Annotated in this window: 21 protein-coding genes and 1 pseudogene; 16 read left to right on the plus strand and 6 right to left on the minus strand. The window is 71.0% G+C overall.

Annotation, left to right across the window (positions count from 1 at the left end):
- Positions 1 to 37 precede the first annotated feature (37 nt).
- Both LUZ64_RS31975 and LUZ64_RS31980 read right to left on the minus strand, forming a co-directional pair.
- Positions 38 to 1,381: a family 43 glycosylhydrolase gene (locus LUZ64_RS31975; RefSeq protein WP_095580965.1), complete on the minus strand. Its 1,344-nt coding sequence runs from the start codon at positions 1,379 to 1,381 to the stop codon at positions 38 to 40.
- A gap of 157 nt (positions 1,382 to 1,538) precedes the next feature.
- On the minus strand, positions 1,539 to 1,886 hold the full coding sequence (locus LUZ64_RS31980; RefSeq protein WP_143593087.1) for a hypothetical protein: 348 nt from the start codon (positions 1,884 to 1,886) through the stop codon (positions 1,539 to 1,541).
- A 230-nt stretch (positions 1,887 to 2,116) separates the two neighbouring features.
- Between LUZ64_RS31980 and LUZ64_RS31985 the strand changes: the two genes are divergently transcribed.
- From LUZ64_RS31985 to LUZ64_RS31995, 3 genes and pseudogenes are all read left to right on the plus strand, one after another.
- Positions 2,117 to 2,305 carry a sensor histidine kinase gene (locus LUZ64_RS31985; RefSeq protein WP_095580967.1) on the plus strand — a complete coding sequence of 63 codons (189 nt, stop codon included), beginning with the start codon at positions 2,117 to 2,119 and terminating at the stop codon, positions 2,303 to 2,305.
- Positions 2,306 to 2,378: 73 nt separating this feature from the next.
- A pseudogene (locus LUZ64_RS31990) lies at positions 2,379 to 2,936 on the plus strand (LuxR C-terminal-related transcriptional regulator); the annotation flags it as partial.
- Between the two features lie 311 nt (positions 2,937 to 3,247).
- Positions 3,248 to 3,919, plus strand: a complete 672-nt coding sequence (locus LUZ64_RS31995) for a cutinase family protein (protein WP_095580968.1) — start codon at positions 3,248 to 3,250, stop codon at positions 3,917 to 3,919.
- Positions 3,920 to 4,309: 390 nt separating this feature from the next.
- Here the strand turns inward: LUZ64_RS31995 and LUZ64_RS32000 are convergent, their stop codons facing one another.
- Complete coding sequence (locus LUZ64_RS32000) at positions 4,310 to 4,522, minus strand: DUF4287 domain-containing protein (protein WP_095580969.1); 213 nt, start codon at positions 4,520 to 4,522, stop codon at positions 4,310 to 4,312.
- A 176-nt stretch (positions 4,523 to 4,698) separates the two neighbouring features.
- Between LUZ64_RS32000 and LUZ64_RS32005 the strand changes: the two genes are divergently transcribed.
- Entirely contained in the window at positions 4,699 to 5,226 is a 528-nt protein-coding gene (locus LUZ64_RS32005) for a ferredoxin (RefSeq protein WP_095580970.1), read from the plus strand.
- Between the two features lie 327 nt (positions 5,227 to 5,553).
- On the opposite strand, the gene LUZ64_RS32010 is transcribed toward LUZ64_RS32005, so the two are convergent.
- Positions 5,554 to 7,194 carry an RICIN domain-containing protein gene (locus LUZ64_RS32010; protein WP_095580971.1) on the minus strand — a complete coding sequence of 547 codons (1,641 nt, stop codon included), beginning with the start codon at positions 7,192 to 7,194 and terminating at the stop codon, positions 5,554 to 5,556.
- A gap of 414 nt (positions 7,195 to 7,608) precedes the next feature.
- On the opposite strand from LUZ64_RS32010, the gene LUZ64_RS32015 reads away from it, so the two are divergent.
- Complete coding sequence (locus LUZ64_RS32015; RefSeq protein WP_232389695.1) at positions 7,609 to 9,264, plus strand: amidase; 1,656 nt, start codon at positions 7,609 to 7,611, stop codon at positions 9,262 to 9,264.
- Complete coding sequence (locus LUZ64_RS32020; RefSeq protein WP_211304992.1) at positions 9,261 to 10,868, plus strand: DHA2 family efflux MFS transporter permease subunit; 1,608 nt, start codon at positions 9,261 to 9,263, stop codon at positions 10,866 to 10,868. Before LUZ64_RS32015 ends, LUZ64_RS32020 begins: the two co-directional genes overlap by 4 nt.
- A 196-nt stretch (positions 10,869 to 11,064) precedes the next feature.
- Here LUZ64_RS32020 and LUZ64_RS32025 read toward each other — a convergent pair whose 3' ends face one another.
- Complete coding sequence (locus LUZ64_RS32025; RefSeq protein ID WP_095580974.1) at positions 11,065 to 11,487, minus strand: helix-turn-helix domain-containing protein; 423 nt, start codon at positions 11,485 to 11,487, stop codon at positions 11,065 to 11,067.
- Positions 11,488 to 11,685: 198 nt separating this feature from the next.
- Between LUZ64_RS32025 and LUZ64_RS32030 the strand changes: the two genes are divergently transcribed.
- Complete coding sequence (locus LUZ64_RS32030; RefSeq protein ID WP_143593088.1) at positions 11,686 to 12,933, plus strand: hypothetical protein; 1,248 nt, start codon at positions 11,686 to 11,688, stop codon at positions 12,931 to 12,933.
- 109 nt (positions 12,934 to 13,042) lie between these two features.
- Here the strand turns inward: LUZ64_RS32030 and LUZ64_RS32035 are convergent, their stop codons facing one another.
- Positions 13,043 to 13,711, minus strand: coding sequence for a TMEM175 family protein (locus tag LUZ64_RS32035; RefSeq protein ID WP_095580976.1), 669 nt, complete (start codon positions 13,709 to 13,711; stop codon positions 13,043 to 13,045).
- 385 nt (positions 13,712 to 14,096) lie between these two features.
- On the opposite strand from LUZ64_RS32035, the gene penM reads away from it, so the two are divergent.
- From penM to ptlI, 9 genes are all read left to right on the plus strand, one after another.
- Positions 14,097 to 15,293, plus strand: a complete 1,197-nt coding sequence (gene penM, locus LUZ64_RS32040; RefSeq protein ID WP_095580977.1) for a pentalenolactone synthase — start codon at positions 14,097 to 14,099, stop codon at positions 15,291 to 15,293.
- Between the two features lie 310 nt (positions 15,294 to 15,603).
- Entirely contained in the window at positions 15,604 to 16,455 is an 852-nt protein-coding gene (gene ptlH, locus LUZ64_RS32045; protein ID WP_095580978.1) for a 1-deoxypentalenic acid 11-beta-hydroxylase, read from the plus strand.
- A gap of 59 nt (positions 16,456 to 16,514) precedes the next feature.
- Positions 16,515 to 17,969: an MFS transporter gene (locus LUZ64_RS32050; RefSeq protein ID WP_095580979.1), complete on the plus strand. Its 1,455-nt coding sequence runs from the start codon at positions 16,515 to 16,517 to the stop codon at positions 17,967 to 17,969.
- Between the two features lie 145 nt (positions 17,970 to 18,114).
- Positions 18,115 to 18,891, plus strand: a complete 777-nt coding sequence (ptlF, locus tag LUZ64_RS32055; RefSeq protein ID WP_308251399.1) for a 1-deoxy-11-beta-hydroxypentalenate dehydrogenase — start codon at positions 18,115 to 18,117, stop codon at positions 18,889 to 18,891.
- The gene (gene ptlE / locus LUZ64_RS32060; protein ID WP_170116677.1) at positions 18,888 to 20,702 is read left to right on the plus strand and encodes a neopentalenolactone/pentalenolactone D synthase; all 1,815 of its coding nucleotides are present in this window, start codon (positions 18,888 to 18,890) and stop codon (positions 20,700 to 20,702) included. Before ptlF ends, ptlE begins: the two co-directional genes overlap by 4 nt.
- Before the next feature lie 31 nt (positions 20,703 to 20,733).
- Positions 20,734 to 21,633: a neopentalenolactone/pentalenolactone F synthase gene (gene ptlD, locus LUZ64_RS32065; protein ID WP_095579477.1), complete on the plus strand. Its 900-nt coding sequence runs from the start codon at positions 20,734 to 20,736 to the stop codon at positions 21,631 to 21,633.
- Positions 21,630 to 22,649 (plus strand): polyprenyl synthetase family protein, encoded by a 1,020-nt coding sequence (locus LUZ64_RS32070; protein WP_095579476.1) that lies wholly within the window; start codon positions 21,630 to 21,632, stop codon positions 22,647 to 22,649. Before ptlD ends, LUZ64_RS32070 begins: the two co-directional genes overlap by 4 nt.
- Positions 22,650 to 22,812: 163 nt before the next feature.
- Positions 22,813 to 23,826, plus strand: a complete 1,014-nt coding sequence (gene ptlA / locus LUZ64_RS32075; RefSeq protein WP_095585212.1) for a pentalenene synthase — start codon at positions 22,813 to 22,815, stop codon at positions 23,824 to 23,826.
- A 153-nt stretch (positions 23,827 to 23,979) separates the two neighbouring features.
- A complete protein-coding gene (ptlI, locus tag LUZ64_RS32080) occupies positions 23,980 to 25,374 on the plus strand; it encodes a pentalenene oxygenase (protein WP_095585213.1) in 1,395 nt (464 codons plus the stop codon).
- The last annotated feature ends 15 nt before the right edge of the window (positions 25,375 to 25,389 follow it).

Consider the following 25,389-nt stretch of genomic DNA (forward strand, 5'->3'; position numbering starts at 1 on the left):
GGCTCCCAGGCGCGGCCGTCGTCCCGGGCGCGTGGCTTCACCCTTGGCCGCGGCGTTTCACATACAGGCGGTTGCCATCGGGTCCGGTCCACTCCACGCGTACGACGCCCGCGACCGCGGAGTCGGCGCGGCGCGAGGGGTCCGCCCAGTAGCCGTGGGCCGGGTTGCGGAAGAACGTCGCCCACAGGCCGCCCTCGTGATCCTCGAAGAAGTTGTTGTGCCCGGCCCCGACGCCCGCGGTCCAGCGCCGCGAGTACGGGCCTTCGAAGCGGTCGGCGACCGCGACCACCGCGTCGTACTGGTATTGCGCGCGGCCGTTGCCGGGCGGGTCGTAGGCATGGCGGGCGCTGCCGTCCGTGTTCTTCGAGGCGCGGTCCCAGGCGGCGTGTACCAGGAAGTACTTGCCGCCGTGCTTGAAGACGTGTGCGCCCTCCAGATAGGGCTCGGGTGCGTACGGTCGCTGCTGGAACCGCGGCAGCCCCGTCGTCGGGACGATGTCCTCCATGTCGTCGCGGAACTTGGCGTAGACGTGATTGTGCAGCACCAGCCAGGCGTCGTCGCCCTCGGTGAAGAGGCCGCCGTCGATGTGGTGGTAGGCACCGGGCTCGATGAAGTCCGGGCCACCGGGGACGACGTCCCCGAAGGGCTTCTTCAGGCTGCCCTTGACCAGCCGGTACGGGCCCGCCACGCCGCCCTCGCTGACCAGCATGAACGTGCCGACCAGCTTGGAGTGGTCGCCCATGCACGCCACCAGGTACCACCTGCCGCGGAAGAAGTGCAGCTCCGGGGCCCATACGTCGCCTCGTTTGCCGAACTCGCCGTCGTCCTCCCAGTGTTCCTGCCAGGGGGCGACGACGGTGCGGCCCGGCCGGTTCTCCCCGACGAACTCCGGCGACCAGACCTTGCCCTTCTCCGCGCCGGGCCGGATGCCGGTGGTGTCCGCGAGCTTCCACGGGCCGTCCACGGAGGGAGCCGTCCACACGAACAGGCCGTCGTTCCACGGGCCCGCCCCCGCAGTGTCGGCGGCGCGGGTGGTGCCCGTGGCGACGTACAGCGGCTTGCCGCCGACGACGAAGCAGTTGACGTACGTGTCGCGGATCCAGACCCGGCCGAGTTCCTCGTCGCGGGGCCGGAGCTCCAGCGGCAGGATCCGCGAGTTGTCCTCCCGGGGCCATAGATCCTCGTGCGTGTCCGCCAGGCCGTACGGCTTGAGCTCGGGCCGGTTCGGCGGGTATGCCTGCCGCGCGTTCCCGGCGGCAGCCTGCGGCAGCACCTCCGCCGCGCCCGCCACCCCTGCTACCCCCGCCACTACCGCCCCGGCGGCGCCGGCCAGCAGTAGGCGCCGGCCGACAGGTGAGCTGTTCTTGTCTTCGGTGGTCATCCGATCCTTCCTTGACGTTTCGTCAAATTGGTCATCGGTGTGTCAGTTGGTCACAGGCTCTCGTCCAGTGTGCTCCGGCGAGTGGGCTGTCCCTCCGGCACCGGCCGGCATGGCCGATCGTCGCCCCTCCGTCATTCGTCGTCTGTGGTGATGGCCTTCAGCATGGGGATCCCGGCTGCCTCGTGCCCCGGCCAGAGCGACGCGAGGACGCCGGTCGCGGCGGTGGCGAGGAGGAGGGGGCCGCACGGTCCCATGGGATGACGAGGGGGACGCCTTCCTGGCCGAGGACGGCCGCCGCCCTTGCGTCGGTGCGGTCCTGTACGAGGAGCGCGGGGTTGTCCAGCGTGCGCCGGATGTCCTGCCGGAGCACGGCTGTGCGCCCGTGGGCGGCGTCGACCAGGACGGATTCGACATACGGCCGGTGCTCGGTGTCCGCGGTGGGCGGCAGCGTCTCGCCGGAGAGGAGGACGGGGGCAAGGGCGTCCGAGCCGTCGTAGATCGCCACGACGGGCAGGGTGGTCTTCGTACCCGCGTTGTCGAGTGCTGCGGTGACGCGGGAACCGAGCCGCCAGCCCGCTCGGCGGCCGTCTCTTCGGTGACGGCGATGCCGTGGTCGAGTCCTCACCGCGTGGTGCAGGAGGCGCTGACCAACGTCCGCAAGCACGCGACCAGAGCCGAGCGGGTCGAGGTGCGGGTCGAGGTGCGATCCGGCTCCCGGACCGGCTGGAGGTCTCGGTGACCGACGACTGCCGGGGCAGCACTCCGACCACCGGTGACAAGGCGGACGGCCGCGGCTACGGCCTGATCGGTCTCACCGAGCGGGTCGAGGCACTGGGCGGGCGCCTCACCACCGTGCCGCAGGGTGACGGCGGCTTGCGCGTCCTGGCTGTCCTTCCCCTGGACCCCGACTCCTTCGTCGGCTGATGTCCGGCGCACCTCCTGCGAACATGTCCGGCATGACGATCCGGGTGCTCATCGCCGACGACCAGGAAATTGGCCGGGCGTCCACGCCCCGATGAACATCCTCATCGCCACGACCTTCGACCTCGACGAATACGTCTACAGCGCTCTCCGCAACGGAGCCTGCGGCTTCCTCCTCAAAGACGGCGCCCCCGGACTGCTCACCGAAGCGGTGCGCGCCGCGGCCGCGGGGAATTCACTGCTCCCCATCGGTGACCGTCCGCCTGCTCGCGCACATGGCACCGCGTCGCGGCCGGCCCGCCACCGCCGAGGTCCGTCCGGCCCGTGCGGGAGCGCGCGGACCGGGCGGCCTGGTCGAGCCTCTGACCCAGCGTGAACTCGATGTCGTAGGCTTGTCGCGCGCGGACGTACCAACGAAGAACTGGCCACCGAGCTTTACGTCACCCTGTCCACGGTCAAGACCCACCTCGGCAACGTCCAAGGCAAGCTCGCCGCCCGCAACCGGGTGGAGATCGCCGCCTGGGCCTGGGAGAACGACCTCCGGAGGAGGCGGATCGCGGAGGCCACGGCTCGTCTCGCCGGCGGCACCCTGTTCACGGCCATCGGTATGTGGATGCTCGCCACCGGTCGTTGAGCTTGTTCCTCGGAGCGTGTGCTGCATGGTCAGCTTGGGGAGCCGCTCGTTCTCGACGACGGTTGAACCCCGCCCCTCTGACGGCGCGTACCCGGCATGGACGGGCCCGATGCCCGGGGCTCGTGCCCAGCGGGCAACCGGCCACCGTGGGCACCGGTCGGCGGCCCGCTCTTGGCGTGAGTCCGCTCGGGCCCTACGGGTTTTACAGGGATTTCATCGGCCACTGCCACTGTCGTCCAGCGAACTCGGCCGACCGACCGTGCACCGCATCGGACGGCAGACGCGTAGGCCCACTACATGGGGAGAATCGAATGCGAAGAGGAAGGATCGCGGCCGCGTTGGCCGCTGTTCTGCTGGCATCCGGGCTTTCGCTGGCGCAGGGGTCCACAGCGCAGGCGGCGACGGCGCGGGTGGCAACAGCTCCGTGCGAGGGCACGTACACGATTGTTGTCGGGGGCACGTGGAGCAGGTGGAACAACGACCGTTTCACCGGCAACATCCAGCAGCACGTAGGGTACATGAGCGACATCCCCACCGGCCTGGGCGTCCGGTCGGGCGTCAACGAGCTGAACCGGCTGGTCCGGGAGCAACGTGCCGCGTGCCCGGGACAGCACGTCAAGATGGGCGGGTACTCCTTGGGTGCCGCGGTGGTGCACGTCTGGATCAGCGAGAACTGGAGGACGTTCGGCAACGTCAACGCCATTCTCCTCGCGGACCCCAAGCGTCAGGGCGGGCCCGGCACCAACGGTAGCGCCGCGCCGTTCGGCGGTGTCATCGGCTACCCGCTCGCGGGCTCTGACCGGAACTTCGGCAACGTACCGGTCAAGTCGATCTGCTACTGGGACTACATCTGCGACGAATCCGCCGGCATCGGGACCTACCCGAAGAACCACAACGACAACTACTGGCCGGACTTCGACATGGATCACCACAACGACGACGCCAACGAGCAGTGGTATAACGGCGCCTGGCATCCCTGGTAACCGCGGGAAGGCTCGTGGTGGTGACGCGGCAGGGCCCCTTGTCGCCGACGTGGTGATTGGACTCGCCGCACCGGCTCCAAGGGGCTCTGTTGGTTGCTACCGGCCAGCGTCGCTGCCACAGCGGCCGTATCCGGCGGTAAGCGGTCGGCATCATTGGCGGGAGCCTGGCGGGCAGCTGACTGTCCGCGCCATCGACGGCGGGTACGGGCCGCCTCGCCGGCCCTTGCCTTGAAAAGGACGGCCTTGTACTGGCCGTTGTCGGTGGCGAAGTCGACGGCCGGTGCCCTGGAGCTGCCGGCCGACGCTCTTCGCCTGCCAGGCCGCTCCCCATGTCGCCGCCTTCCTGATCCGGGCCCGCAGCTGACCGCGCGGGCGGACCCCGGAGGCGTTCTACTTACCGCTCGCCTCCGCGAGGGTATGGGCGACGAGGGCATTGGCGTGGCCGTGCCCCAGACCGTGTTCGGTCTTGAGCCAGCTGACGAGCTCCATGTGCTTGGTCAGGGGTGACGCGTGGATGAAGCTCTTCCATTCGGCTATCGACCGGCCGTACTTCTTCTCGATCGACGGAAAGTAGCCGGCCGGGCCCTTCACGGTTTCAGTCATGGCCGCAGCATGCCACCCACCACTGACAACGCGGCCTGCCCCGGCGGAACCCCGGCCTGTCACGCGCGCCCCGACCGGCCGGACACCCTCCGGGGTTCTGCCGCATCCGAGGCTTGTCCCCGCGTAAACCGAACCCCGCCAAGGGTGCCGGTCCGGCTCCTGGCTACCCTTCCGCTGTGGAGCCCTACTTCGACGCCGTGTCTCTGCTCGGCGATGCGCGTGCGTCCTTCCGGGGGCATTGGAGCGAGCGGCAGTGGCTCAACGTGCCCGGCCCGTTCTACGGGGCCGGCACCGACAACTGCGGTACAGGCCGGCTCCACGCACCCGGGCTCGTGCTCTATGAGGGCGACCACTTCACCGAGTACGTCTACCGTCAGCCGCGGACGTGCGAGCAGCTCCGGAGCCTGGTCGACGCCGCGGAGGCGGATCCCTTCGCCGGCTACGGCTGCGACGGCGATGAGCACTGGACGCCGGCGGCCGTCCGGGAGTGGTGGCGAGACAGGGGACGGATCCGGGAGTACCTGGCGGACCGGCGCGGCGCGTGGGAGGCCGACGACCGGAAGGCGGGACAGGGCACAGCGGCCGCCGCGCTCGACTATGCCTCGTACCTCGACGGCGAACTGGCCGCACACCTGCGGGCCTACCTCTTCCGGCTCGACGAGCGGCGCCCCCCGACGCCGGGAGACAAACTGCCGCAGCTCTGACCGTGCCTTAGGGGAACATGGAGCCGCCCTTGTCTACGCCAGCGGGTGAGCAGTTCCAGGTCGGGGGTCGGCGGCGTCCGCTCGCCGTACGGTAGCGGACTGGGCGACGGCGAACGTGCGTGTGGCTGCCTGCCCCGCGCACGGTGCGGTTGCTGGGCAGTGGGCGGAGGGCCTCGCCTGATAATGACACGGGGGCTGGAAAGCGCGCGCTCTCCCAGCCCCCGTCACGCGTACGGGCCGGACGGGTCCGGCTCTACGACAGCGTGCGCCGGGGTGTTGCGACGACCGCTGGAACTCAAGATGAAGGGCGAGGGCCCGGCTGTCAGGTCAGAAGCTGCATACGACCATGCCCGCGCCCGCTCCGCCGATCATGCCGATGATGGCGCCCGGGACCGCCCCGACTCCGCCTCCCAACGCTCCGGCGGCGAGACCGGTGATCGCGGTGCCGACGGTCCATTGGGCCACGCACTTGTCCCAGGCGCCGGCCTTCTTCAGCTTGTCCTCGTACGCCTTCTTCTCCGCGTCCGAGCAGGTGTGGCCCTGAGCCCTGGCGCAGGCGTCACCGAGGTCGTCCTTCGCCTGCGTCCGCAGCGTCTTCGCCGTGGCGAGGGAAGCGCGCTGAGGCGTCTTGCCAGGGAACGTACCCGGGCCCACGGTGATCGCGGAGGGGGTCTCGGTTCCTTCGATCGTCGCGCCCGGTGCCCCCTCGATGGTCTGCGTAAGGGTGTTCCCGTCGACGGCCAGCTTGTAGGCGTGCTTGACGCCCTGGGTGTCGGTCACGGTGCCCGGCTGCATCCGCATGACCGGGTTGCCCGCGGCATCGGCGATCTCGGCACCGTTCTCGGTGGTCTTGAGGTGTGTTCCGGCCGGAAGGTCGAGCTTCGCGCTGGCGGTGGTGGCGAAGGTCTGCACGGCGGGTTTCTGTGCCGGGGTGGTGTTGCTGCCGGGTGCGTCCGTGCTGGTGCGGGCGACGTACATCGTGGAGCCGGCCGCTGAGTTGACGACGGGGACGGTCACGGTCGCGTCGGTGGTCCAGGGCTGGTTGTCGGTGTTGAAGGTCCAGGTGCCGGTGACCTTCTTGCCGACGGCGGCGAAGTCGACCCATCCGTAGTTCTTGGCGGGAACGGTGACGACGACGCCGTTGATGGTGGTCGAGTCCGAGGTGTAGGTGACGCCCGCCGTCAGCTGGGCGGAGATCATGGCCTGGACGGGGACGGAGACGCCGACCGAGGTGCCGACGGAGGAGGAATAGGACTGCGACCACCCGGAGTGGTACGCGATGGTGAAGATCTGGCCGGCCTTGGCGGCGGTGTCGTTGTACCAGACCGAGGACGCCATCACGCGGGGCAGGGCCTCGGGCTGTCCTTCGGACTTCTGGGTCCAGGTGCAGGTGGAGGTCTTCTTCGCGCACAGGTCGGCGTAGTAGTCGAGGGCGAGGCTCTTGGCTTCGGCGGCCTTCGACGCGGGGACGGTCCATTCCTGGCTCGCACTGCCGTTGCAGGCGTTGGGCTGGGCGAGGATGCCCCACAGGTGGAGGCCGCCCCGGTTGTCCATGCAGTACTCGGCGCCGGTGGAGTCGTCGCGGCGGACGATGCCGAAGGAGTGGGGCTTGCCGTCCACGGGGCGGAAGTGCCACTGCTCGCCGTCCTTGCCGCAGGACTGCTGCACGGCGGGCTGGGAAGCGTAGACGCACTTCCCCGAGGAGGTGCTCGCGATGTTGAACGTACCGGGGGCGCCGAGCTTGATCAGCCGCCACTCCTTGTAGTTGGTGCCGTCGGGGGTGACGGATATCTGGTTCCCGTCACGGTTGCCGGTCGCGTTGAGGGTGCCGTCGGTGTTGGTGAAGGTGTAGGCGTCCGTCGCGGCGGCCGCGGGCGTCGCGGTCGCCGCGAGGACGGGGAGGAGAAGGGTCAGGGCGGCGGCCGGCGCGGTGAAGAGTCTCGCGGCTCTCTTGATGGTTCTCTTCATGATCACTTTCCGTGGTGAGTCTGCGTCCGTGTCGTTTCCGTGGTGCTCCTGTCGCGTTCGGTGAGCGTAGGGTGACAGAAGTTGAAATGGCGGATTCCTGACAGAATTCGCATCGGTGATCTAGGACACCTCGACTTGCGTAGTGGTGGAAGTCAGCAGGACGCAGAGGCGCCTTATGGGCAGTTCGGGACCAGGCCAAGGACCGGACAAGCGCATGGAGGTCGCGGCCGAGGAGGTTGCGTTCAACCCGGGTTGAGTTGGGAGGGTCACGTCTCACCGGCCGTCCGCGAGAAGGGACGGCGGATGTGGAGGCGAAGCGTGAGTGAAGTGTTGACCATCCCCTTGTCCCCGGTCCCGGCTCCGGCCCCCGTCCTGACCCTGACCGAAGCCGCACAGGCTTTGCGGGAAGGGAGCGTGACCAGCGTCGGGTTGACGGAGGCCGCCGTCGTCGCGGCCGAGCGCGCCGACGGGGCGCTCGGGGTGTACCTGACGCGGTTCGTCGAGCAGGCGCGGGAGGCGGCCCGCCGTGCCGACGAGGAGTTGGCGCGTGGCATCGACCGCGGGCCGCTGCACGGGATCCCGGTCGGGGTCAAGGACACCATCGCGGTGGCGGACGGACCGACCACCGCGCAGAGCCTGGTCCACGACCGGGGCTGGTGGGCCGGGCGGGACGCCCCGGTGGTGGCCCGGCTGCGGGCTGCCGGGGCGGTGATCACCGGTAAGACGACCGCGATGGAGTTCGGCTGCGGGCTGCCGGAAGAGGACAAGCCCTTCCCGTTGCCGCGCAATCCGTGGCGGACCGAGTCCTGGGCCGGGGGCTCCAGTTCGGGCTCGGCCAGCGGCGTCGTGGCGGGGATGTTCCTGGCCGGGCTCGGCAGCGACACCGGGGGCAGCATTCGGATGCCCGCCGCGTTCTGCGGCGTCAGCGGGCTGATGCCGACATACGGGCGGGTGCCCGTGGCCGGGTGCGTGCCGCTGGCCTACAGCCTCGACCGCGTCGGCCCGCTCGCCCGGAGCGCCGCGGACTGCGCGGCGGTGCTAGGCGTCATCGCCGGAGAACACGACGGTGTCGGCGCTACGTCTTGCCAGGCCTTCTTCCACGCTTCCTTCCACGCCTCCTGCTACGACACCGGGTGCGGCGAGGGCCTGGACGGACTGCGGATCGGCGTCGTACGGGAACACCACTTCCCCGCGGACGGCGATCCGTCGCTGCCCGGCGCGTTCGACGAGGCCGTGTCGGTGCTCGCCGGACTCGGCGCCGTCCCGGTGGAGATCCGGCTGCCCTACTGGCAGGAGATGATCACCACGACCTTCGTGACCGCGGCCGGCGAAGGTCTCGCCCACCACCGCACCGCCCTGTCCCGGCACTGGGACGACTACGGCGTGGCCGCGCGCGGCCTGCTTGCCACGGGCGCGCTGATATCGGGCGCCGACTACGTCCAGGCGCAGCGGGTGCGCACGGTGGCGCAGCGGGCCGTGGACGCGCTGTTCGCGGATGTCGACGTGATCGTGTGCCCGACCGCGTCGGTCGGGGCGCCGCCGTTCACCGCCCTGGCCGACGAGGCGGGGCACCAGGACCACGCGGGCGTGTTCGGGAAGATCTACACCCCGTACTGGAATCCGTTGGCCAACCCCGTCCTCGCGGTGCCGATGGGCCGCACGGCGGCGGGCCTTCCCCTGTCCATGCAGATCGCGGGCCCGGTGGCGGGCGAGGCGGCGATCCTGCGGGTCGGGGACGCCTTCCAGCGGCACACCGACTGGCACCGCCGCATCCCCGATCTGTCCGTGACCGTGACCGCGGCACCGCATGCACGCGCCGCCATGGGACGCGGGGAGCACCACCGGGGTGAAGGAATCGCCACGCAGCCCGATGCGGCTGTCACGGTGCGGAGCCTGCTGGCCGCCGCCGGACTGCCCGCAGGCGAGCGGGAGATCACCGGATTTGAGGCGGCATACCTCGCCCAGCGCCCTGCCGTCGACGGCCTGTTCGACGTCCCGGAGGCGGGCGACGTCCGGCCCGTGCTGCGTCCGGACGCCACCGTCCGGCCGGACGGCGAGGAGCTCGTATGAGTGCGCGACCTGAGGTGGAGCCCGCCATGGAAACTCACATGGAAACCGGCATGGGAGCAGGCATGGGAGCGGGAACGGAAGCAGGAACGGGCCGGTCCGCGGAGCGGCGTGAGCAGCTGACCCGCCGTGCCGGCAGTACCCGCCGCGACCGCCGTACCCGCCCCGCCCGCGGAGGCGAACGGCTGGTGACGGGCCTGGCCTGTGCCGGGGCGTTCGTCGTCGTCCTGGACGCCACCATCGTGTCGGTGACGCTGCCGGCCATCCGGGCCGCCCTCGGCTTCTCGCCGGCAGCCCTGCCCTGGGTGGTCAACGCCTACACCCTTGCCTTCGCGGGCTTCCTGCTGCTCGGCGGCCGGTGCGCGGACGTGTTCGGCCACCGGGCGACGCTGCTGACCGGGGCGGCGCTGTTCACCGCCGGGACGGCCGCTTGCGGCTTCGCGGTGACAGCGGATGTGCTGCTGGCCGCGCGTGTGGTGCAGGGACTCGGTGGGGCGCTCCTGATGCCGGTGACGCTGTCGCTGCTGACCACGACGTTCACCGAACCGGACCGGCGCGCACGGGTGCTGAGCACGTGGAGCGCGGTGGGAGCGGTCGGTGCCGCGTCCGGGCCGGTGGTCGGCGGCGTCCTCACCCAGTGGGCGGGGTGGCGCTGGGTGTTCTTCGTGACCGTCCCCATCGGGGTGCTGTGCCTGGTCGGCGCCGCGCGCGGGCTGCCGCGGTACGACCGCGCCGGCCGGCCGTCCCTCGACGTCGTGGGGGCCGCGCTGGCCACGGCCGGGCTGACGGGCGTGGTGTACGCCGTGATGCGTGCCGCCGTCGCGGGATGGACGAGCCCGCAGGTCATGGGCCCGCTGGCCGGCGGGGTCGTGCTGCTGGGGATTCTCGTGCCGCATCAGGCGCGGTGGGCCCGGCAGCCGCTGCTGGCGCTCGACCTCTTCCGGCTTCGCGCGGTGAGCAGCGGCAACGTGGTGATGCTGCTTCTCGGTCTGGGCTTCTTCGCCAGCCCCATCCTGTTGTCGCTGTACCTTCAGGACGTGCACAGCTGGTCGCCGCTGCGCGCCGGGCTCGGCTACCTGCCGGTCGGGGCGGCGATGTTCGCCGGCGCCCGGGCGGCCGGGGCGTTGACGCTACGCTTCGGGCCGCGCCGGACGTCCGTGGCGTGCTGCCTCCTGGGCGCGGCCGGCTTCACGGGGGTGGCGGCGTCGCTGGGCGCGGACAGTTCCTACCCGCTGACGGTGGTGCTCTCCGGCGTGGTGTTCGGGTTCGGAACGGCCGCCGCGTTCACCCCGATCACGGTGGCGGCGACCGGCGGCGTCCCGTCGGCGCGCGGCGGTCTGGCCGCCGGGGTGCTGAACACCGTCCGGCAGACCAGTGGGGCGGTCGGGCTCGCCGTGACCAGCACGGTCTCGGCCGCGGCGGCGGACGCGTGGGCCGACGCGCATCCCGGGCGTGGTGGCGCGCACGGGGCGTCCGCGCTGGCGCACGGTTATGGCGTCGCCTTCCTTGTCTGTGCCGGGTGCGTGGCCGCCGCCGCGCTCGTGGCGGCCCTGGCCATGCCCGGTCCGGTACCTGACTCTCCCGGTACCGCGGCCCGCTCCGGCTGATCACCGGCGCCGCGGGACCGTGCTTGGACGTGGCCGGCGCCGCAGGCCCACGCTCCGTCGTGGCGTGGCGGGCACCACCGGGCCGTGCTTCCGGGCCGTGCTTCCGGGCCATGCCTCGCACCTCGGCCTGAGCCGAGGGCCCGCGCCTCGCCGTGACCGGCACCGCGGACGGGACGACACCTCACCAGGTGAGCGGTCAGGGGGACCCGGGGACGGTCGCCCGGAAGTCCGGGCACTTCTCCAGGTCGTCGCCGTGTGCGCAGGTGAGGAGGTGGCCGAGGTAGGCGCGTGCGGCGTTGAGGCGGGCGATGTGCGCGTCGAGGGCGGTGATACGGCCGTGGACGGTCTCCTGCCAGTCGGCGCCGCCGCCGGTGCCGGAGGCGTCACGGTTCAGGAGGCCGGCGATCTCCTCGATGGACATCAGGCCGGTCTCGCGCCACAACTTGATCAGCGCCACGCGGTAGATCTGCTCGGCGTCGAAGTACCGCCGCCCGGAACGCCGGTGCGGATCCACCAGGCCGCGCCGCTCCCAGTAGTGCAACGTCGAGAGCGGCAGTTCGAACCGGTCCGCGACGTCCCGTATCGGTGTCAGCCCCCGCACCCGCGTCAGGTCGTCCATGCCCCCATGATCTCGCAACCCTGGTGGTGCTTCCCCGGACGGCCCACACCCGGCCGACGGCCGTCCTGCCGCTGACACCCCTGACACCTCCGAAACCCCCGATCCCGCTGATTCGGCAGGACCTGGACAGACCGCCCCGATGGCCACTTGTGTCCCAGCCGTACCGAATGACGGACTCCGCCCCTACGGTGTCCGATCATGAAGATCTCGCGAAGAACGGTCATACGCGGCATGGCGGCGATACCCCTGACCGCAGCCACCGGTGGTCTGCTCATGCCCTCCACGGCACAGGCGGCGGCGTCCGAAGGATTCTTCCTGGCGATGCGGCTCAGCCCCTCGCAGGACCACCGCCACTGGGGCACCGCAGCCGACACCCTGCGCCGCCGCTTGCCCGACGCGGACCTGGTCAAGGACGTGCTGCGTCAGGCGACACGCACCGGTGGCTCCGTGGGCAACTGGCGTGACGGGCCCGGAACGGGTGTGGAGCCGACCGGCTTCGACTACGGCTTCTCCTGGGATCCGGACACCAAGGACCCGCACGGCCAGCTGGACGGCAAGACCGCTCAGTGGTACCCCCAGGGGATCAGTACCAGCGTCGACGGCTACGGCGGCACCGTGGACGGCAGGAAGGTCGTCGCCGTCAGCTGGTACGGCTACGAGAACTACGAGAAGCGTGGCGCCCGGATCAGCTTCATCGACGTGACGGGTGACCCGAAGAAGCCGCGTTACGAGCACGTGCTGCTGGTGGAGCCCATCCAGAAGGAAGGCTCGGACAGCGCCACCTTCCAGCCGGTGATCATGCACGCGGGCGGCGTGGCCTGGGTCGGGAACTTCCTCTACGTCGCCAACCTGCCGGGTCGGCTCGCTCCCTTCAAACAGGGCGGGTTGAGCGCCTTCGACCTCACCCGGATGGTCAAGGTGGAGGGCGCGGACAAGGAAAAGGCCTTCGGCTACGACTACATCCTCCCGCTGCACCACGTGTACGAGAACAAGGGCAGCGGCAAGCTGCGGCATTCACAGCTGTCGCTGGACCGCACCCGCCCCGACGAAGCCCACTCCCTCGTCGTCAGCGAATTCCTGGACAGCGGCGAGAGCGGCAGGGTCGTGCGCTGGGGCCTGGCGCCGACCGGCTATCTGGTCGACGGGCTGTCGGAGGAGGACTGGCTGTCCAAGCCCTACGTCCAAGGCGCGGTCGCCGTGGGCAAGGACGCCTATTACGCCGCCAACGACCGTGGCACGCAAGGCCCCCCGGCCGGCGAAGAGGTCGGGACGCTTGCCCCGAAGGCAGGGCAACTGTGGCTGCACAAGGGCCGCCGCGGCGACCCGAAACCCCACGGCACACTCGCCATCGGACCCGAAGACCTCAGCTACGACGCCGACCGTCTCTGGAGCCTGGCGGAGCACCCCGACCTGCGACGCGTCTACCGGATCCGACTCCGCCGCTGATCGCACTGCCGCGGAGCCCCGCGCACGCACCGCTCGTTCGCGGTTCCGAACGCGTGGCGGCCCGCCGGCCGACCCGGTCCACCCGTTCCGGCCGCTCCCGGACAGACGTTCAGGTCCGCGGCACGTCCCCGTCGTACGGGTCCGGGTGGCTCGCGGGCGCGGTACGCAGGCGGGAAATCAGCGCTCCGCCGTACGTGGCGGCCAGCGGGGCGGCGAACCACAGGACGAAGGCGTACGGGAACAGCCAGGCGACGCCGGCACTGAGGACGAACCAGAGCCCGACTCCCCAGGATTCACCGGCGTGCCGGTGGGTTTCCGCGGGGTCGCCGGTGACCAGGCCGGTGCTGCCGGAGACATCCTTGAGGGCGGCCTCGCAGAAGACCATGGCCGCCATCGTGCCGGCGAACAGGGTCTGCGCCAGCGGATTGCCGATCGATGCGCCGATGACCGCTGTCGGGAACGGAAGGAACGCGACCAGCAGCAGAAACGGCGCGTGCCAGCCCGTGAAGGCCTTCGACAGCCCGCCGATCCGGTCCATCAGCCTGTGGTGACGGCGCCACACCGACCAGAGAAGGACGAACGCCAGCGCGAACGCCAGGTAAGAGCCCCGATGCTCCGCCAGGAAGCTTCCCAGCGCACGAGCCGATGCCAGCTCCTTCTCCTCCGGCCGCTCCAGTTCGACAGCCAGTAGCGTCATCGCGATCGCGAAGATCGCGTCCGTGAAGAAGGCCAGCCTCTCGGGCGAGAACCCTGGCTCCGGCCGAGCAGGCCCGCTCATTCGAACTCCCGGACATCAAGTCGGTGGATGTGGCCATAGGGAGCGCTGGTCGCAAAGAGGGAAGAGGGGGACCGTCAAGGTCGACCCTGGTGTGCGAGGGGCCGACGACTGTGTGTGGGGGGGGAGCGGCCCTCCAGATCTCTCTGGAGCGGTGACCTACTCGTGCGGTGCGTTGGCATCCGAGGCTGCGCGGTCCGGCGGACAATCCAGCCCATTCTTTCCGACGATCCTGGGGGACAACAACCCCGCCCTGGTGGCGACTGCTCATCCGCCGGCTGGTGAATCACCCGGAGAGAAGGCCCTAGGGTGCTGAGACCGGCGTCGGGGCGCGCCGCTTCTGCGGTGACTTATTGACGTATACACCTACGCAGATGATCATGACTGCATGAAGGAGCTGCCGAAGTTACCGTTCGACAACCCAGCCGTGCTCGGCATCGCGCCCCGGATGCGCGCGCTGCAGCAGGAGGGGCCGGTCGCCAGGGTGCGGACCGCCGGTGAGGACGCCTGGCTGGTCACCCGCTATGACGAGGTGAGGGCGCTGCTCGCCGACCGTCGACTCGGTCTCAGCAACCCTTATCCGGAGCGGTCGGTCAAGAGCGCGGCCAGGAGCACCATGATGGCGCTGATGGCCGGGGACGACTACGCCACCGAGGCCACCGACCATCCGCTGATGCGCGAGCTCCTCGTGCCCCGGTTCTCCACGCGCCGGATGCGTCTGATGAAGACCCGGATCGAGCGCCACGTCGACGAACTGCTCGACGAGATGGCCGCCGGTCCCGCACCGGCCGACCTGCACCGCGCGCTGTCGTTCCCGCTGCCGACCATGGTGGTCTGTGATCTCCTCGGCGTGCCGTGGGGCGACCGGGAACGGTTCGGGCAGTGGGCGAGAGGCACCTTCGACCAGAGTGACGGCCGGCACTCGGCGAACACCTTCCAGCAGGTCGTCGACTACATGACGGAGCTGGTGGCGCGCAAGCGGATCGAGCCCGGCGACGACATCCTGTCCGAGCTCATCGCCGAGAAGAACGGCACGCTGTCCGACGCGTACATCGCCCAATTGGGTTGCGCCGTCCTGCTGTTCGGCTACGAGACCACCATCGTGCGCATCGACCTGGGTACCCTTCTCCTGCTGCGCAACCCGGACCAGCGGGCCCTGCTCGCCGAGAAGCCCGAACTCGCACCGGCCGCGGTCGAGGAGATCCTGCGCCTGGCCGTCGGCGGCAAGGGATCCAACGCGCTGATACCCCGCTACGCGCACAGCGACATCACCGTCGGCGACACGGTGATCAGGACCGGGGACGCCGTGCTGCTGGCCATCGGCGCGGGCAACATCGACGGCCGGGCGTTCCCCGACGCCGACCTCTTCGACCTGACCCGGGACAAGCCCAAGTCACACCTGGCGTTCGGGCACGGCACCCGGCACTGCATCGGCCGCGTACTGGCCCGGATCGAGCTGACCGCCGTGTTCGAGCGGCTGTTCCGCAGACTGCCCGACCTGCGGCTCGCGGTATCCGAGGAGTCGCTGCGCTGGCAGGAGCACCGGATCACCGGTGGGTTCGACGAAATCCCCGTCACCTTCTGACCCGTCCCCCCAAGCAAGCGCATCGCACGAGTGAGAACCACAGCCGTGTCACGCGCCGCGCGAACGGGTCGAAGCACACGAACGACGAATCCGATCGTGACGGTCTTCCCCGCACGTCGAGCACTCCACCTGCAGATCACGAACAGGCGCCGCGAAACGCCGCCCTTCGTCGGCGTTTCGAAGGCTCCCGGCCGTCCCCGGCGGTCGTCCCTCGTCACCTCCGCCCCGCCCCGACGCCACCGAAGCCGTCGGCCCGCCCGGAAGCCCGACGCTCCTTCCCCCTGCACAGACGCCACGAGGACAAGGAACCATGACGGAAACTTTCAGCGACTACGTCGACTGCACGCCCCTTCTCGACGACCGCGAGGCCCTCGACCGGTTCTACGACGAGCACGGCTACCTCTATCTGCGCGGCGCCCTGGACCGTGAACTCGTGCGGACCGCCGCCGAGCAGATGCTCGAGGGCCTGATCGCCCTCGGCCACGCCGCCCCCGGCACCACACTCGACACCCTCGCCATCGACTCCTACGAGGCGGTCGACGAGGTGGCGATGCACGACTACGTCAAGTACGACGAACTATGGAACCACCCCTCGACCCTCAAGGTCTGGGAGAAGGCCCTCGGCGAGCCCGTCTTCGTCTTCAAGTCGACGACGATCCGCTACTACCCCTCCGCCCCGGGCACCGCCGCGCCGAGCTTCCTGACCCCGCTGCACCAGGACGGCTTCTACATCGGCCCGAACAAGGACTTCCGCACCGCCTGGATACCGCTCCTCGCGACGACCCCCGGCATAGGCGGCGTCGCCCTCGCCGACGGCAGCCACAAGAAGGGCGCGCGCGAGCACGTCCTCACCGAGGACTTCCGCCGCTTCGGCCACCCCGTGCGCGGTATCCCGGCGGAGGAGTTCGACACGGACGAGCCGCTGCTGTTCTCGCCCATGGAACCGGGCGACGTGCTCCTCTTCCACGCCTTCATGTGCCACAAGTCGATCCCGAACGTCTCGGTGGACCCGGCCGGCATGCGGATGTCGATGGACACCCGTATCCAGCCCGCCTCCTCGCACCGCGGGTTCAACGCCATGACCCCCTGGCCGGAGTCCGCGAAGGACGCCTCCAAGGGAATCATGTCGAAGATCACCGGTACCCCCACCACCACCGAGTGACGTCGTCCCCCCCGCACCCGCCTCGAACGCCCCCCAACGAACGCCTAGGTAGGCAGCGCATGACGCAACGCAAGGGCCTCCCCCCGCTGAACGGGCCCCACGCGACACCGGAGCCCTCGACCGGTGCGGAACCGGCCGCGGCGGGGCTCAGCGGCCTCGCCCTGGTGGTGGTGCTCACCGGATACGCCCTGTCCATCGTGGACGCCTCCATCGTCAATGTGGCGCTGGCCTCGATCAGTGACGACCTGCACGGCGGCCCCGCCGCGCTGGAGCTGGTGGTGTCCGGCTACGGCCTCACCTACGCCCTCGGCCTGGTGCTGGGCGGACGGCTGGGCGACGCCTTCGGCAGACGGCGCCTGTACGCCTACGGGCTCGCGGCGTTCACCGTCACCTCGGCGCTGTGCGGACTCGCCCCGACCATCGAGTTCCTCGTCGTGGCCCGGCTGCTGCAGGGCGCCGCCGCCGCCATGCTCGTACCGCAGGTACTGGCGACGATCCAGGCGGCCACCGAGGGCCCGGCGCGCGCCCGCGCGATCGGCATGTACGGCGCGACCGCGGGCCTCGGCATGGTCACCGGGCAGATCCTGGGCGGGCTGCTGGTCTCGCTGGACGTCGCGGGGATCGGCTGGCGTTCGGTCTTCGCGATCAATGTGCCGATCGGAGTGGCCGCGCTGCTGGCCGTCCGGCGCGTCCCCGCGACCAGGGCCGACACGAAGCCGGGCTTCGACCCGCTGGGCACCCTGTTGTTCGGTGTCACCATGGTCTGTGTCCTGGCCGTGGTCGTGGCGGGCCCCGAGCTGGGCTGGCCGCTGTGGCTGTGGTCGTTGCTCGTGGTCGCCGCGGCGGGGGCCCTGGCGCTGGTGCGGGTCGAACGCGGTCTGGAGGCACGGGGCGGCTCACCTCTGCTGTCCCCGTCGGTGCTGTCCCATCCGGGGATGCGCAGAGGGCTGGCGGCGATGGTGCCGTTCTCGGCCGGCTTCGGCGCCTTCCTGTTCGTCTACGCGCTGATCGCGCAGGGTCACTTCGGCTTCGGCGGGCTCGCCTCCGGCGCGGGGCTGGCGCCGTTCGCCGTGGTGTTCTTCGTGGTGGCGCGGTTCACCCCGAAGATCGCGGCGGCCCTGGGCCGCCGGATCGTCACCCTGGGCGCCCTCGTCCAGGGCGCGGGCCTGCTCCTGCTGGCGCTGGTGATCGGGCTGGGCTGGCCGCACCCCTCCCTGGTGCTCGTGCTCCTCGGGATCGGCGTCTTCGGCGCGGGCGCGGCGCTGATCGGCCCGACGCTGTTCCGGATGATCCTCGCCGACGTGCCTTCCGCGCAGGCCGGCATGGGCAGCGGTGTGCTGGTGACCAGTCAGCAGATGGCGACCGCGCTGGGCGCGACCGTCGGCGGAACCTTCTACCTCTCCCTGGCCGGTTCGCTGTCGACGGCGACGGCGGCCGTGCTCCTCCTCGCCCTGCTGGGGTGCTTCTCGCTGATCGTTCTCGTGATCAGCCTGAAGCTCCCCGACCCCCGCTGAGCCCCGCTGACCCCCGCGCCCCTCGGACGGCGCGATCCGATCCAGACCTTCCCGTCGGCAACGGCGCGCCGTCCTCCGGCGTACCCGCGCGCAGAAGCGGAGAAGCGGAGAAAGCCAAGTGCACTTACAGACAAGGACAGCCGTGGTGACCGGCGCGGCCGGCGGCATCGGCCTCGCCCTCAGCGCCCGCTTCGCGCGGGCCGGCGCCGCCGTGGTCATGGCGGATATCGAAGGCGACGCACTGCGCCGCCGGGCCGCCGAACTCACCGCGCAGGGCGCCCGGGTCACCGCCGTGACCGCCGACCTGACCGACCCGGACGCCGTCGAACGGCTCGCGGACACGGCGTTCGACCTGCTCGGCGACGTCGACGTGGTGTGCAACAACGCCGGGGTCCTCGGCCCCGTGGGACAGCCCCTGTGGGAGGTGCCGCTGGAGCGGATGCGGCAGGTCTTCGAGGTGAACCACTGGGCGCACGTCCTGGTGGCCCGGGCCTTCGTCCCCCGGCTGCTGGAGCGCGGCCGGCCCGCCCACCTGATCCACACCGCCTCGATGTCCGCCTTCGTCGTCGGCGCCGGCAGCGCCGCCTACGCCGCCTCCAAGCACGCCGACCTCGCGGTCGCCCGCAGTCTCCGCGCCGACCTGCGGGGCACCGGGATCAAGGTGTCGGTGCTGTGTCCCGGCCGGGTCGACACCCCCATGGTCCACGGCCTGACGGCCCCGCCCGGCGCCGGCGGCGACACCTCGGTGAGCGCCGAGGAAGTCGCCGGACTCGTCTGGGAAGCCCTCGGCTCCGACCGCTTCTACCTCTTCAGCAACCCCGACGCCCCGCTGCGGCTGCGCGATCAGTTCGACGACGTACGGCGTCATGTCTCCGTCCCGCCCCCCGGCCTTCCGCCCCTTACCCCCGAGGAGGCGCTGTGACCCGCGCCGAAAGCGACGACCGTAGCGCTCAGGCACCGACCATCGATCTGGACGCGGTGAGGGAGAAGTACCGGCAGGAACGCGACAAGCGCACCGCCGGTCGCACCTACCAGTCCGCGCGCGGTGACTTCGGTCGCTACGCGAAGGACCCCTACACCGAGTGGCAGGAGCGCGAGCCGCTCACCGACGAGGTGGACGTCGCCGTCGTCGGCGCCGGCATCGGCGGCCTGCTGACCGGCGCCCGGCTGCGCGAGGAGACCGGCCTGGAGCGCATCCGGCTGATCGACGAGGCCGGCGACGTCGGCGGCACCTGGTACTGGAACCGCTTCCCCGGCGTCCGGTGCGACGTCGAGAGCTACATCTACATGCCGCTGCTCGAAGAGACCGGCACGATACCCACCGAGAAGTACTCCACCGGGCCCGAGATCTTCGCCCACCTCCAGCGGATCGCCCGTAAGTACGACCTCTACCGCGACGCCCTCTTCCAGACCGCCGTCACCGAGCTGCGCTGGGACGAGGCCGCCGGGAAGTGGCTGGTGAGCACCGACCGCGGCGATCTCATCCGGGCCCGCTACGTGGCCATGTCGATCGGTCTCATGCACCGCCCCAAACTCCCCGGGCTGCCCGGCCTGGAGACGTTCGCCGGGCACTCCTTCCACACCAGCCGCTGGGACTTCGACTACACCGGCGGCGACAGCACCGGCGGCCTGACCAAGCTCAAGGACAAGACGGTCGGCGTCATCGGCACCGGCTCGACGACCATCCAGCTCGCCCCGCACCTCGCCGAGTGGGCCGAGCGGCTCGTCCTCTTCCAGCGCACCCCCGCCACGGTCGACGTCCGCGGCAACCGGCCCACGCAGGCCGACTGGGCGGACAGCCTCGAACCGGGCTGGCAGCAGCGCCGGATGGAGAACTTCCACGCGCTGACCTCCGGCATCCCGCAGGACGAGGACCTGGTCCAGGACCGCTGGACCCAGACCACGGCGCAACTGGCCGCCGCGATCCTGCCCACCGGCGACACCGGGGGCGACCCGAAGGAGCGGGCCCTCGCGGCCGAGCGGGCGGACTTCCTCAAGATGGAGGAGCTGCGCGCCCGCATCGACAGCGTCGTCACCGACCCCGCGACCGCCGCCGCCCTCAAGCCGTACTACCGCGTGTACTGCAAGCGGCCCTGCTTCCACGACGGCTACCTCCAGACCTTCAACCGGCCCAACGTGACCCTGGTCGACACCCAGGGACAGGGCGTGGAGCGGCTCACCCCGGCCGGGGTCGTCGCGAACGGCCGGGAGTACCCGGTCGACTGCCTGGTCTTCGCCACCGGCTACGAGCACGAGTTCGCCGTCCCGTACACCGACCGCGCCGGTTACGACATCGTCGGCCGCGGCGGCGTGAAGCTGTCGGAGAAGTGGGCGGACGGCGCGCACACCCTGCACGGGCTCCAGGTCAACGGCTTCCCCAACTGCTTCATCCTGTCCAAGGTCCAGGCCGGCCGGCACGTCAACATCGCCTACATGCTGGGCGAGCAGACCAGACACCTCGCGCACATCGTCAAATCCGTCGAGGAACGCGGCCACCGGGTCGTGGAGGCCTCCGAGACCGGCGAGAAGGAATGGGTCGAGGAGATCCTCCGGCTCGCCACCAACGCCCTCGACTTCCTCGAGAACTGCACGCCCGGCCTCTACAACAACGAGGGCGACCCCAGCGGGCTGCCCCTGCTCAACTCCAGCTACGGCGGCGGCTCGGTGGAATTCGTGAACATCCTCAGGCGCTGGCGCGAGGCGGGCGACCTCGCCGGCCTCGAACTGCGCTGACCACCCCCCTCTGCGAAAGGCGGCAACGCCCATGGACGTAACGCCGATACCCGGCGCCGCTCTCGGCGCCGTCGTGCACGGCGCCCATGTCACCGGCGACATGGACCGGACACGGTTCGAGGCGATCCGGGCAGCGCTCGACGCGCACCTCGTCCTCGTCCTCCGCGGCCACGAGACCCCCTCCCACGAGGAGTTCCTCGCCTTCGGCCGCCGCTTCGGACACATCCCGAAGACCGGTCTGACCAGCGGCGCCCACCCCGACCACAACGAGATCCTGATCGTCTCCAACCTGGTGGAGGACGGCCGCAAGATCGGCGTCGGCGACGCCGGGTGGATGGGCTGGCACACCGACTACTCCTTCCGGCCCCGCGTCTCCCAGGTCGGCTTCCTGGAGGCCGTGGAAGTGCCGTCCTCCGGCGGCGGCGAGACCCTCTTCACCGACATGTACGCCCTGTACGAGTCACTGCCGCCCGAGGAGCGCCGGCGCCTGCACTCCTACCGGGTCCGCCACGCCCTGCGCACCGGCTACGAGGAGACCATCGAGGAGGAGCTCCAGGGCGAGGTGTCCCTCGGCGAGAACACCGCGCGGATCCAGCCCGAGGACGGCACCTCCACCATCCACCCGCTGATCGCCCGCAACCCGCGCACCGGCCGCCGATCGGTGTACGTCAGCACCCTGAACACCAAGCGGATCGTCGACCTCACCCCCGACGAGAGCCGCGAGCTGCTCGACGAACTGCTGGCGCACGCGGGCGACCCCCGGTACACCTACGCCCACACCTGGCGGCCCGGGGACATCGTCATATGGGACCAGCTGGGCACCATCCACGCCAAGCAGGCCTTCGACCCGGCCGAACGGCGCGTCATGCGCCAGGTCGTCAGCATCTTCGACGACCCGACCGCCCCCTGGCGCGCGGAGGCCACCGCATGAGCACCGCCCCCGCCTACCTCGGCCACAGCCGGGTCACCATCGCCCCCGCGCTGCGCGCGGCCGTCGACCGGCTCGACGACCGCTCACGTCACCAGGCGGCCTACCACCTCGGCTGGATCACCGCAGACGGCACGCCCACCAGCGCCGACGCCGGCAAGGCCGTACGCCCGGCGCTCGCACTGCTGTCGGCCGAGGCGGTCGGCGCACCGCCCGGGATCGCGGTGCCCGGTGCCGTCGCCGTGGAACTCGTGCACAACTTCTCCCTGGTGCACGACGATCTGATGGACGGCGACGAGGAGCGCCGCCACCGGCGCACGGTGTGGAAGCTGTGGGGCCCCGACAGCGCCGTCCTGACCGGTGACGCGATGCTGGCCCTCGCCCAGGAGGTGCTGCTGGACACCGGGCTGCCGACCGCGGCGCCCGCCGCCCGGCTGCTGGCGCGCGCCACCCGGCACCTGATCCGCGGCCAGGTCCAGGACCTGTCCTTCGAACAGCGCCCGCACGTCACGGTCGAGGAATGCGTCGACATGGCCGCCGGCAAGACCGGCGCGCTGCTGTCGGCGAGCGCCGCGATCGGCGCCGTCCTCGCCGGGGCACCGGAGGCGACGGTGGACGCGCTGGCGCTCTACGGCGACCAGGTGGGCCTCGCCTTCCAGCTCGTCGACGACGTCCTCGGCATCTGGGGCGACCCCGCCGTCACCGGCAAGCCGGTCCACTCCGATCTGCGCTCCCGCAAGAAGTCCCTGCCGGTCAGCCACGCGCTGAACCAGGACGGCCCGCTCGGCGGCGAGCTCGCCACCTGGCTCGCCACCCCCGGCGAACACGACGAGGACGAGGAGGAACTGCGGCGCGTCGCCGGGCTGCTCGAGGGCGCCGGCGCCCGGGACTGGGCGCTCGCCGAGGCCGCCCGGCGGATGGAACTGGCCGAGGACGCGCTGCGCGGCGTCGAGCTGGACACCGGCGCGCGGGACGAACTCCTCGCGCTCGGACGGTTCGTCGTCGACCGCGAGGTCTGAGACCGGGGCCCCCGGCCCCGTACCCCTACGCCCCTCGCTACCCATGCGCCCCGGTCCCCGTACGCCCTTCCCCGACTCCTGACCCCCCGACCGGCCCGGCACCCCCGCCAGGGCACCACCATGCCCGCTGCCCCCCCCGCAACCTACTCCCAAGGATTCCCTCATGCCTCAGGACGTCGACTTCCACATACCCCTGCCCGCCCGGCAGAGCCCGGATCACCTCCGCGCCGACGCCGAGCAGCTCGCATGGCCGCGCTCGCTCGGGCTGATCAAGTCCGAGGCGGCGGCCGAGCGCCACCTGCGCGGCGGCTACGCCGACCTGGCCTCCCGCTTCTACCCCCACGCCACCGGCGCCGACCTGGACCTGGGCGTCGACCTGATGTCATGGTTCTTCCTCTTCGACGACCTCTTCGACGGGCCGCGCGGCGAGGACCCCGAGGAGACCAGACAGCTCACCGAAGCGGTCGCGGCGGCGCTGGACGGCCCCCTCCCCGACACCGCGCCGCCCATCGCCCACGGCTTCGCCGACATCTGGCGGCGCAGCAGCGAAGGCATGACACCCGGCTGGTGCGCGCGCAGCGCCCGGCACTGGCGCGGCTACTTCGACGGCTACGTCGACGAGGCGGAGAGCCGCTTCCGGAACACGCCGTACAACTCCGCCGCCCAGTACCTGGCCGTCCGCCGGCGGACCATCGGGGTGCAGCCGACCGTCGACCTCGCCGAGCGCGCGGGCCGCTTCGAGGTGCCGCACCGGGTCTTCGACAGCACCGTGGTCTCCGCGCTGCTCCAGATCGCCGCCGACGTCAATCTCCTGCTCAACGACATCGCCTCGCTGGAGAAGGAAGAGGCCCGAGGCGAGCAGAACAACATGGTCATGATCCTGCGCCGGGAGCACGGCTGGTCCAAGGACCGCAGTGTCGCCCACATCCAGAGCGAGGTGCGCGTCCGCCTGGAGCAGTACCTCCTGCTGGAGTCCTGCCTGCCGCGGGTCGGCGACATCTACGGGCTCGACGAGGCCGAGCGCGCGGCCCTGGAGCGCTACCGCGACGACGCGGTGCGCACCGTGATCCGCGGCTCCTACGACTGGCACCGCTCCTCGGGCCGCTACGACGCCGAGTACGCGCTCGCCGCCGGTGCCCAGGGCTACCTGGAGGAACTCGGCAGCACCGCCCGCTAGCGGCACACCCACCGGTACCGCCCATCAGTACCGCTCACCAGCACCCCAGCACCCCCGCACCCCGCGCCCGGCCGTCGCGGCGGCACACCCGCCGACCGGCCGGAACCGGAACAGCTGTCAACAGATCGTCGAAGACGGGAAGCCGAGACCCACATGACCGAGCAGACCACCTTCTCCGCGGGAGCGGCGCCCGGGGCGCTCCCCGTCGTGGGACACGCCCTCCAGATGATGCGTCACCCCGTGAACTTCATGACCTCGCTGTCGGCCCACGGCGACCTGGTCGAGATCAAGATCGGCCCCACCACGGCCTACGTCCCGACCCACCCCGAACTGCTCCGGCACGTCCTGACCAACGACCGCGTCTTCGACAAGGGCGGCGTCTTCTACGACCGCGCCCGGGACATCGCCGGCAACGGCCTGGTCACCTGCCCGTTCTCCGACCACCGCCGCCAGCGCCGACTGATGCAGTCGGCGTTCACCCGCGGCCAGCTCAAGCGGTACGCCGAGGCCATGCGGGCCGAGATCGAGGACACGGCGTCGCGCTGGCAGGACGGCATGGTCGTCGACGCCTTCCAGGAGATGTACGGCATGGCCCTGCGCACGGTCGGCCGCACCCTGTACTCCACCCCCGTCAGCCCCGAGCTGGCGGCCAAGGTGGAACGCTCCTTCGACGTCGTGCTCAACGGCCTGTTCCGGCAGATGTTCCTGCCGGCCACGATCCGCCGGATGCCCCTGCCGTCCCAGCGCCGCTACAAGAGCAACCTGGACTTCCTGCACGAGACCACCCAGCAGCTCATCGACGACTACCGCAGCTCCGACACCGAGCGCGACGACCTGCTCGCCGCCCTGATCGCCTCCCGCGACGACGACGGCGGCCGGCTCGGTGACAAGGAGATCCACGACCAGGTCATCACCGTCATGGCGGCCGGCACCGAGACCGTCGCCGGCACCCTCACCTGGGTCTTCTACCTCCTCTCGCAGCACCCGGAGATCGAGGCCGCGCTCTACGACGAGATCGACACCGTCCTCGGCGGCCGCGCCCCGGAGTGGGACGACCTGCCGAAGCTCTCCCTGGCCGACCGGATCATCTCCGAGACGCTGCGACTGCACCCGCCGGCCTGGCTGTTCACCCGCCTCACCACCGCCCCGACCGAACTCGCGGGACGCCGGCTGCCCGCCGGCTCCACCGTCGTCTTCAGCCCCGCCGCGGTCGCCCAGTACGAGGACGCCTTCGACAACCCCGCGAAGTTCGACCCCGACCGCTGGCTCCCGGACCGCGTCGCGCCGGCCGCCCGCCACGCCTTCGTGCCGTTCGGCACCGGCGCCCGCAAGTGCATCGGCGACCTCTACGCGCGCACCGAGGCCACCCTGGGGCTCGCCACCATCCTCGGCCGCTGGCGGGTCGGCTGCGAGCCCGGCATGGACATCCGCCCGGTCCCGCTGGCCACCGTCTACCACCCGCGACGGCTGCGCCTGAGGCTGGACGCGCGCACCCCGCGCCGGACGGCCTCCGCCGTCCCCGCACCGGCCGGGGGCGACGCGACGTGAGCGAAGGGAACCTCG

It is taken from the genome of Streptomyces albireticuli, assembly GCF_021228125.1.
Lineage (GTDB): Bacteria > Actinomycetota > Actinomycetes > Streptomycetales > Streptomycetaceae > Streptomyces > Streptomyces albireticuli.

Excerpts from the sequence above, each read along its gene's own strand:
- LUZ64_RS31975 (WP_095580965.1), bottom strand. The coding sequence starts at position 1,381 with ATGACCACCGAAGACAAGAACAGCTCACCTGTCGGCCGGCGCCTACTG.
- LUZ64_RS31995 (WP_095580968.1), top strand. The coding sequence starts at position 3,248 with ATGCGAAGAGGAAGGATCGCGGCCGCGTTGGCCGCTGTTCTGCTGGCA.
- LUZ64_RS32000 (WP_095580969.1), bottom strand. The coding sequence starts at position 4,522 with ATGACTGAAACCGTGAAGGGCCCGGCCGGCTACTTTCCGTCGATCGAG.
- LUZ64_RS32010 (WP_095580971.1), bottom strand. The coding sequence starts at position 7,194 with ATGAAGAGAACCATCAAGAGAGCCGCGAGACTCTTCACCGCGCCGGCC.
- LUZ64_RS32020 (WP_211304992.1), top strand. The coding sequence starts at position 9,261 with ATGAGTGCGCGACCTGAGGTGGAGCCCGCCATGGAAACTCACATGGAA.
- LUZ64_RS32025 (WP_095580974.1), bottom strand. The coding sequence starts at position 11,487 with ATGGACGACCTGACGCGGGTGCGGGGGCTGACACCGATACGGGACGTC.
- LUZ64_RS32030 (WP_143593088.1), top strand. The coding sequence starts at position 11,686 with ATGAAGATCTCGCGAAGAACGGTCATACGCGGCATGGCGGCGATACCC.
- LUZ64_RS32035 (WP_095580976.1), bottom strand. The coding sequence starts at position 13,711 with ATGAGCGGGCCTGCTCGGCCGGAGCCAGGGTTCTCGCCCGAGAGGCTG.
- penM (WP_095580977.1), top strand. The coding sequence starts at position 14,097 with ATGAAGGAGCTGCCGAAGTTACCGTTCGACAACCCAGCCGTGCTCGGC.
- ptlH (WP_095580978.1), top strand. The coding sequence starts at position 15,604 with ATGACGGAAACTTTCAGCGACTACGTCGACTGCACGCCCCTTCTCGAC.
- LUZ64_RS32050 (WP_095580979.1), top strand. The coding sequence starts at position 16,515 with ATGACGCAACGCAAGGGCCTCCCCCCGCTGAACGGGCCCCACGCGACA.
- ptlD (WP_095579477.1), top strand. The coding sequence starts at position 20,734 with ATGGACGTAACGCCGATACCCGGCGCCGCTCTCGGCGCCGTCGTGCAC.
- LUZ64_RS32070 (WP_095579476.1), top strand. The coding sequence starts at position 21,630 with ATGAGCACCGCCCCCGCCTACCTCGGCCACAGCCGGGTCACCATCGCC.
- ptlA (WP_095585212.1), top strand. The coding sequence starts at position 22,813 with ATGCCTCAGGACGTCGACTTCCACATACCCCTGCCCGCCCGGCAGAGC.
- ptlI (WP_095585213.1), top strand. The coding sequence starts at position 23,980 with ATGACCGAGCAGACCACCTTCTCCGCGGGAGCGGCGCCCGGGGCGCTC.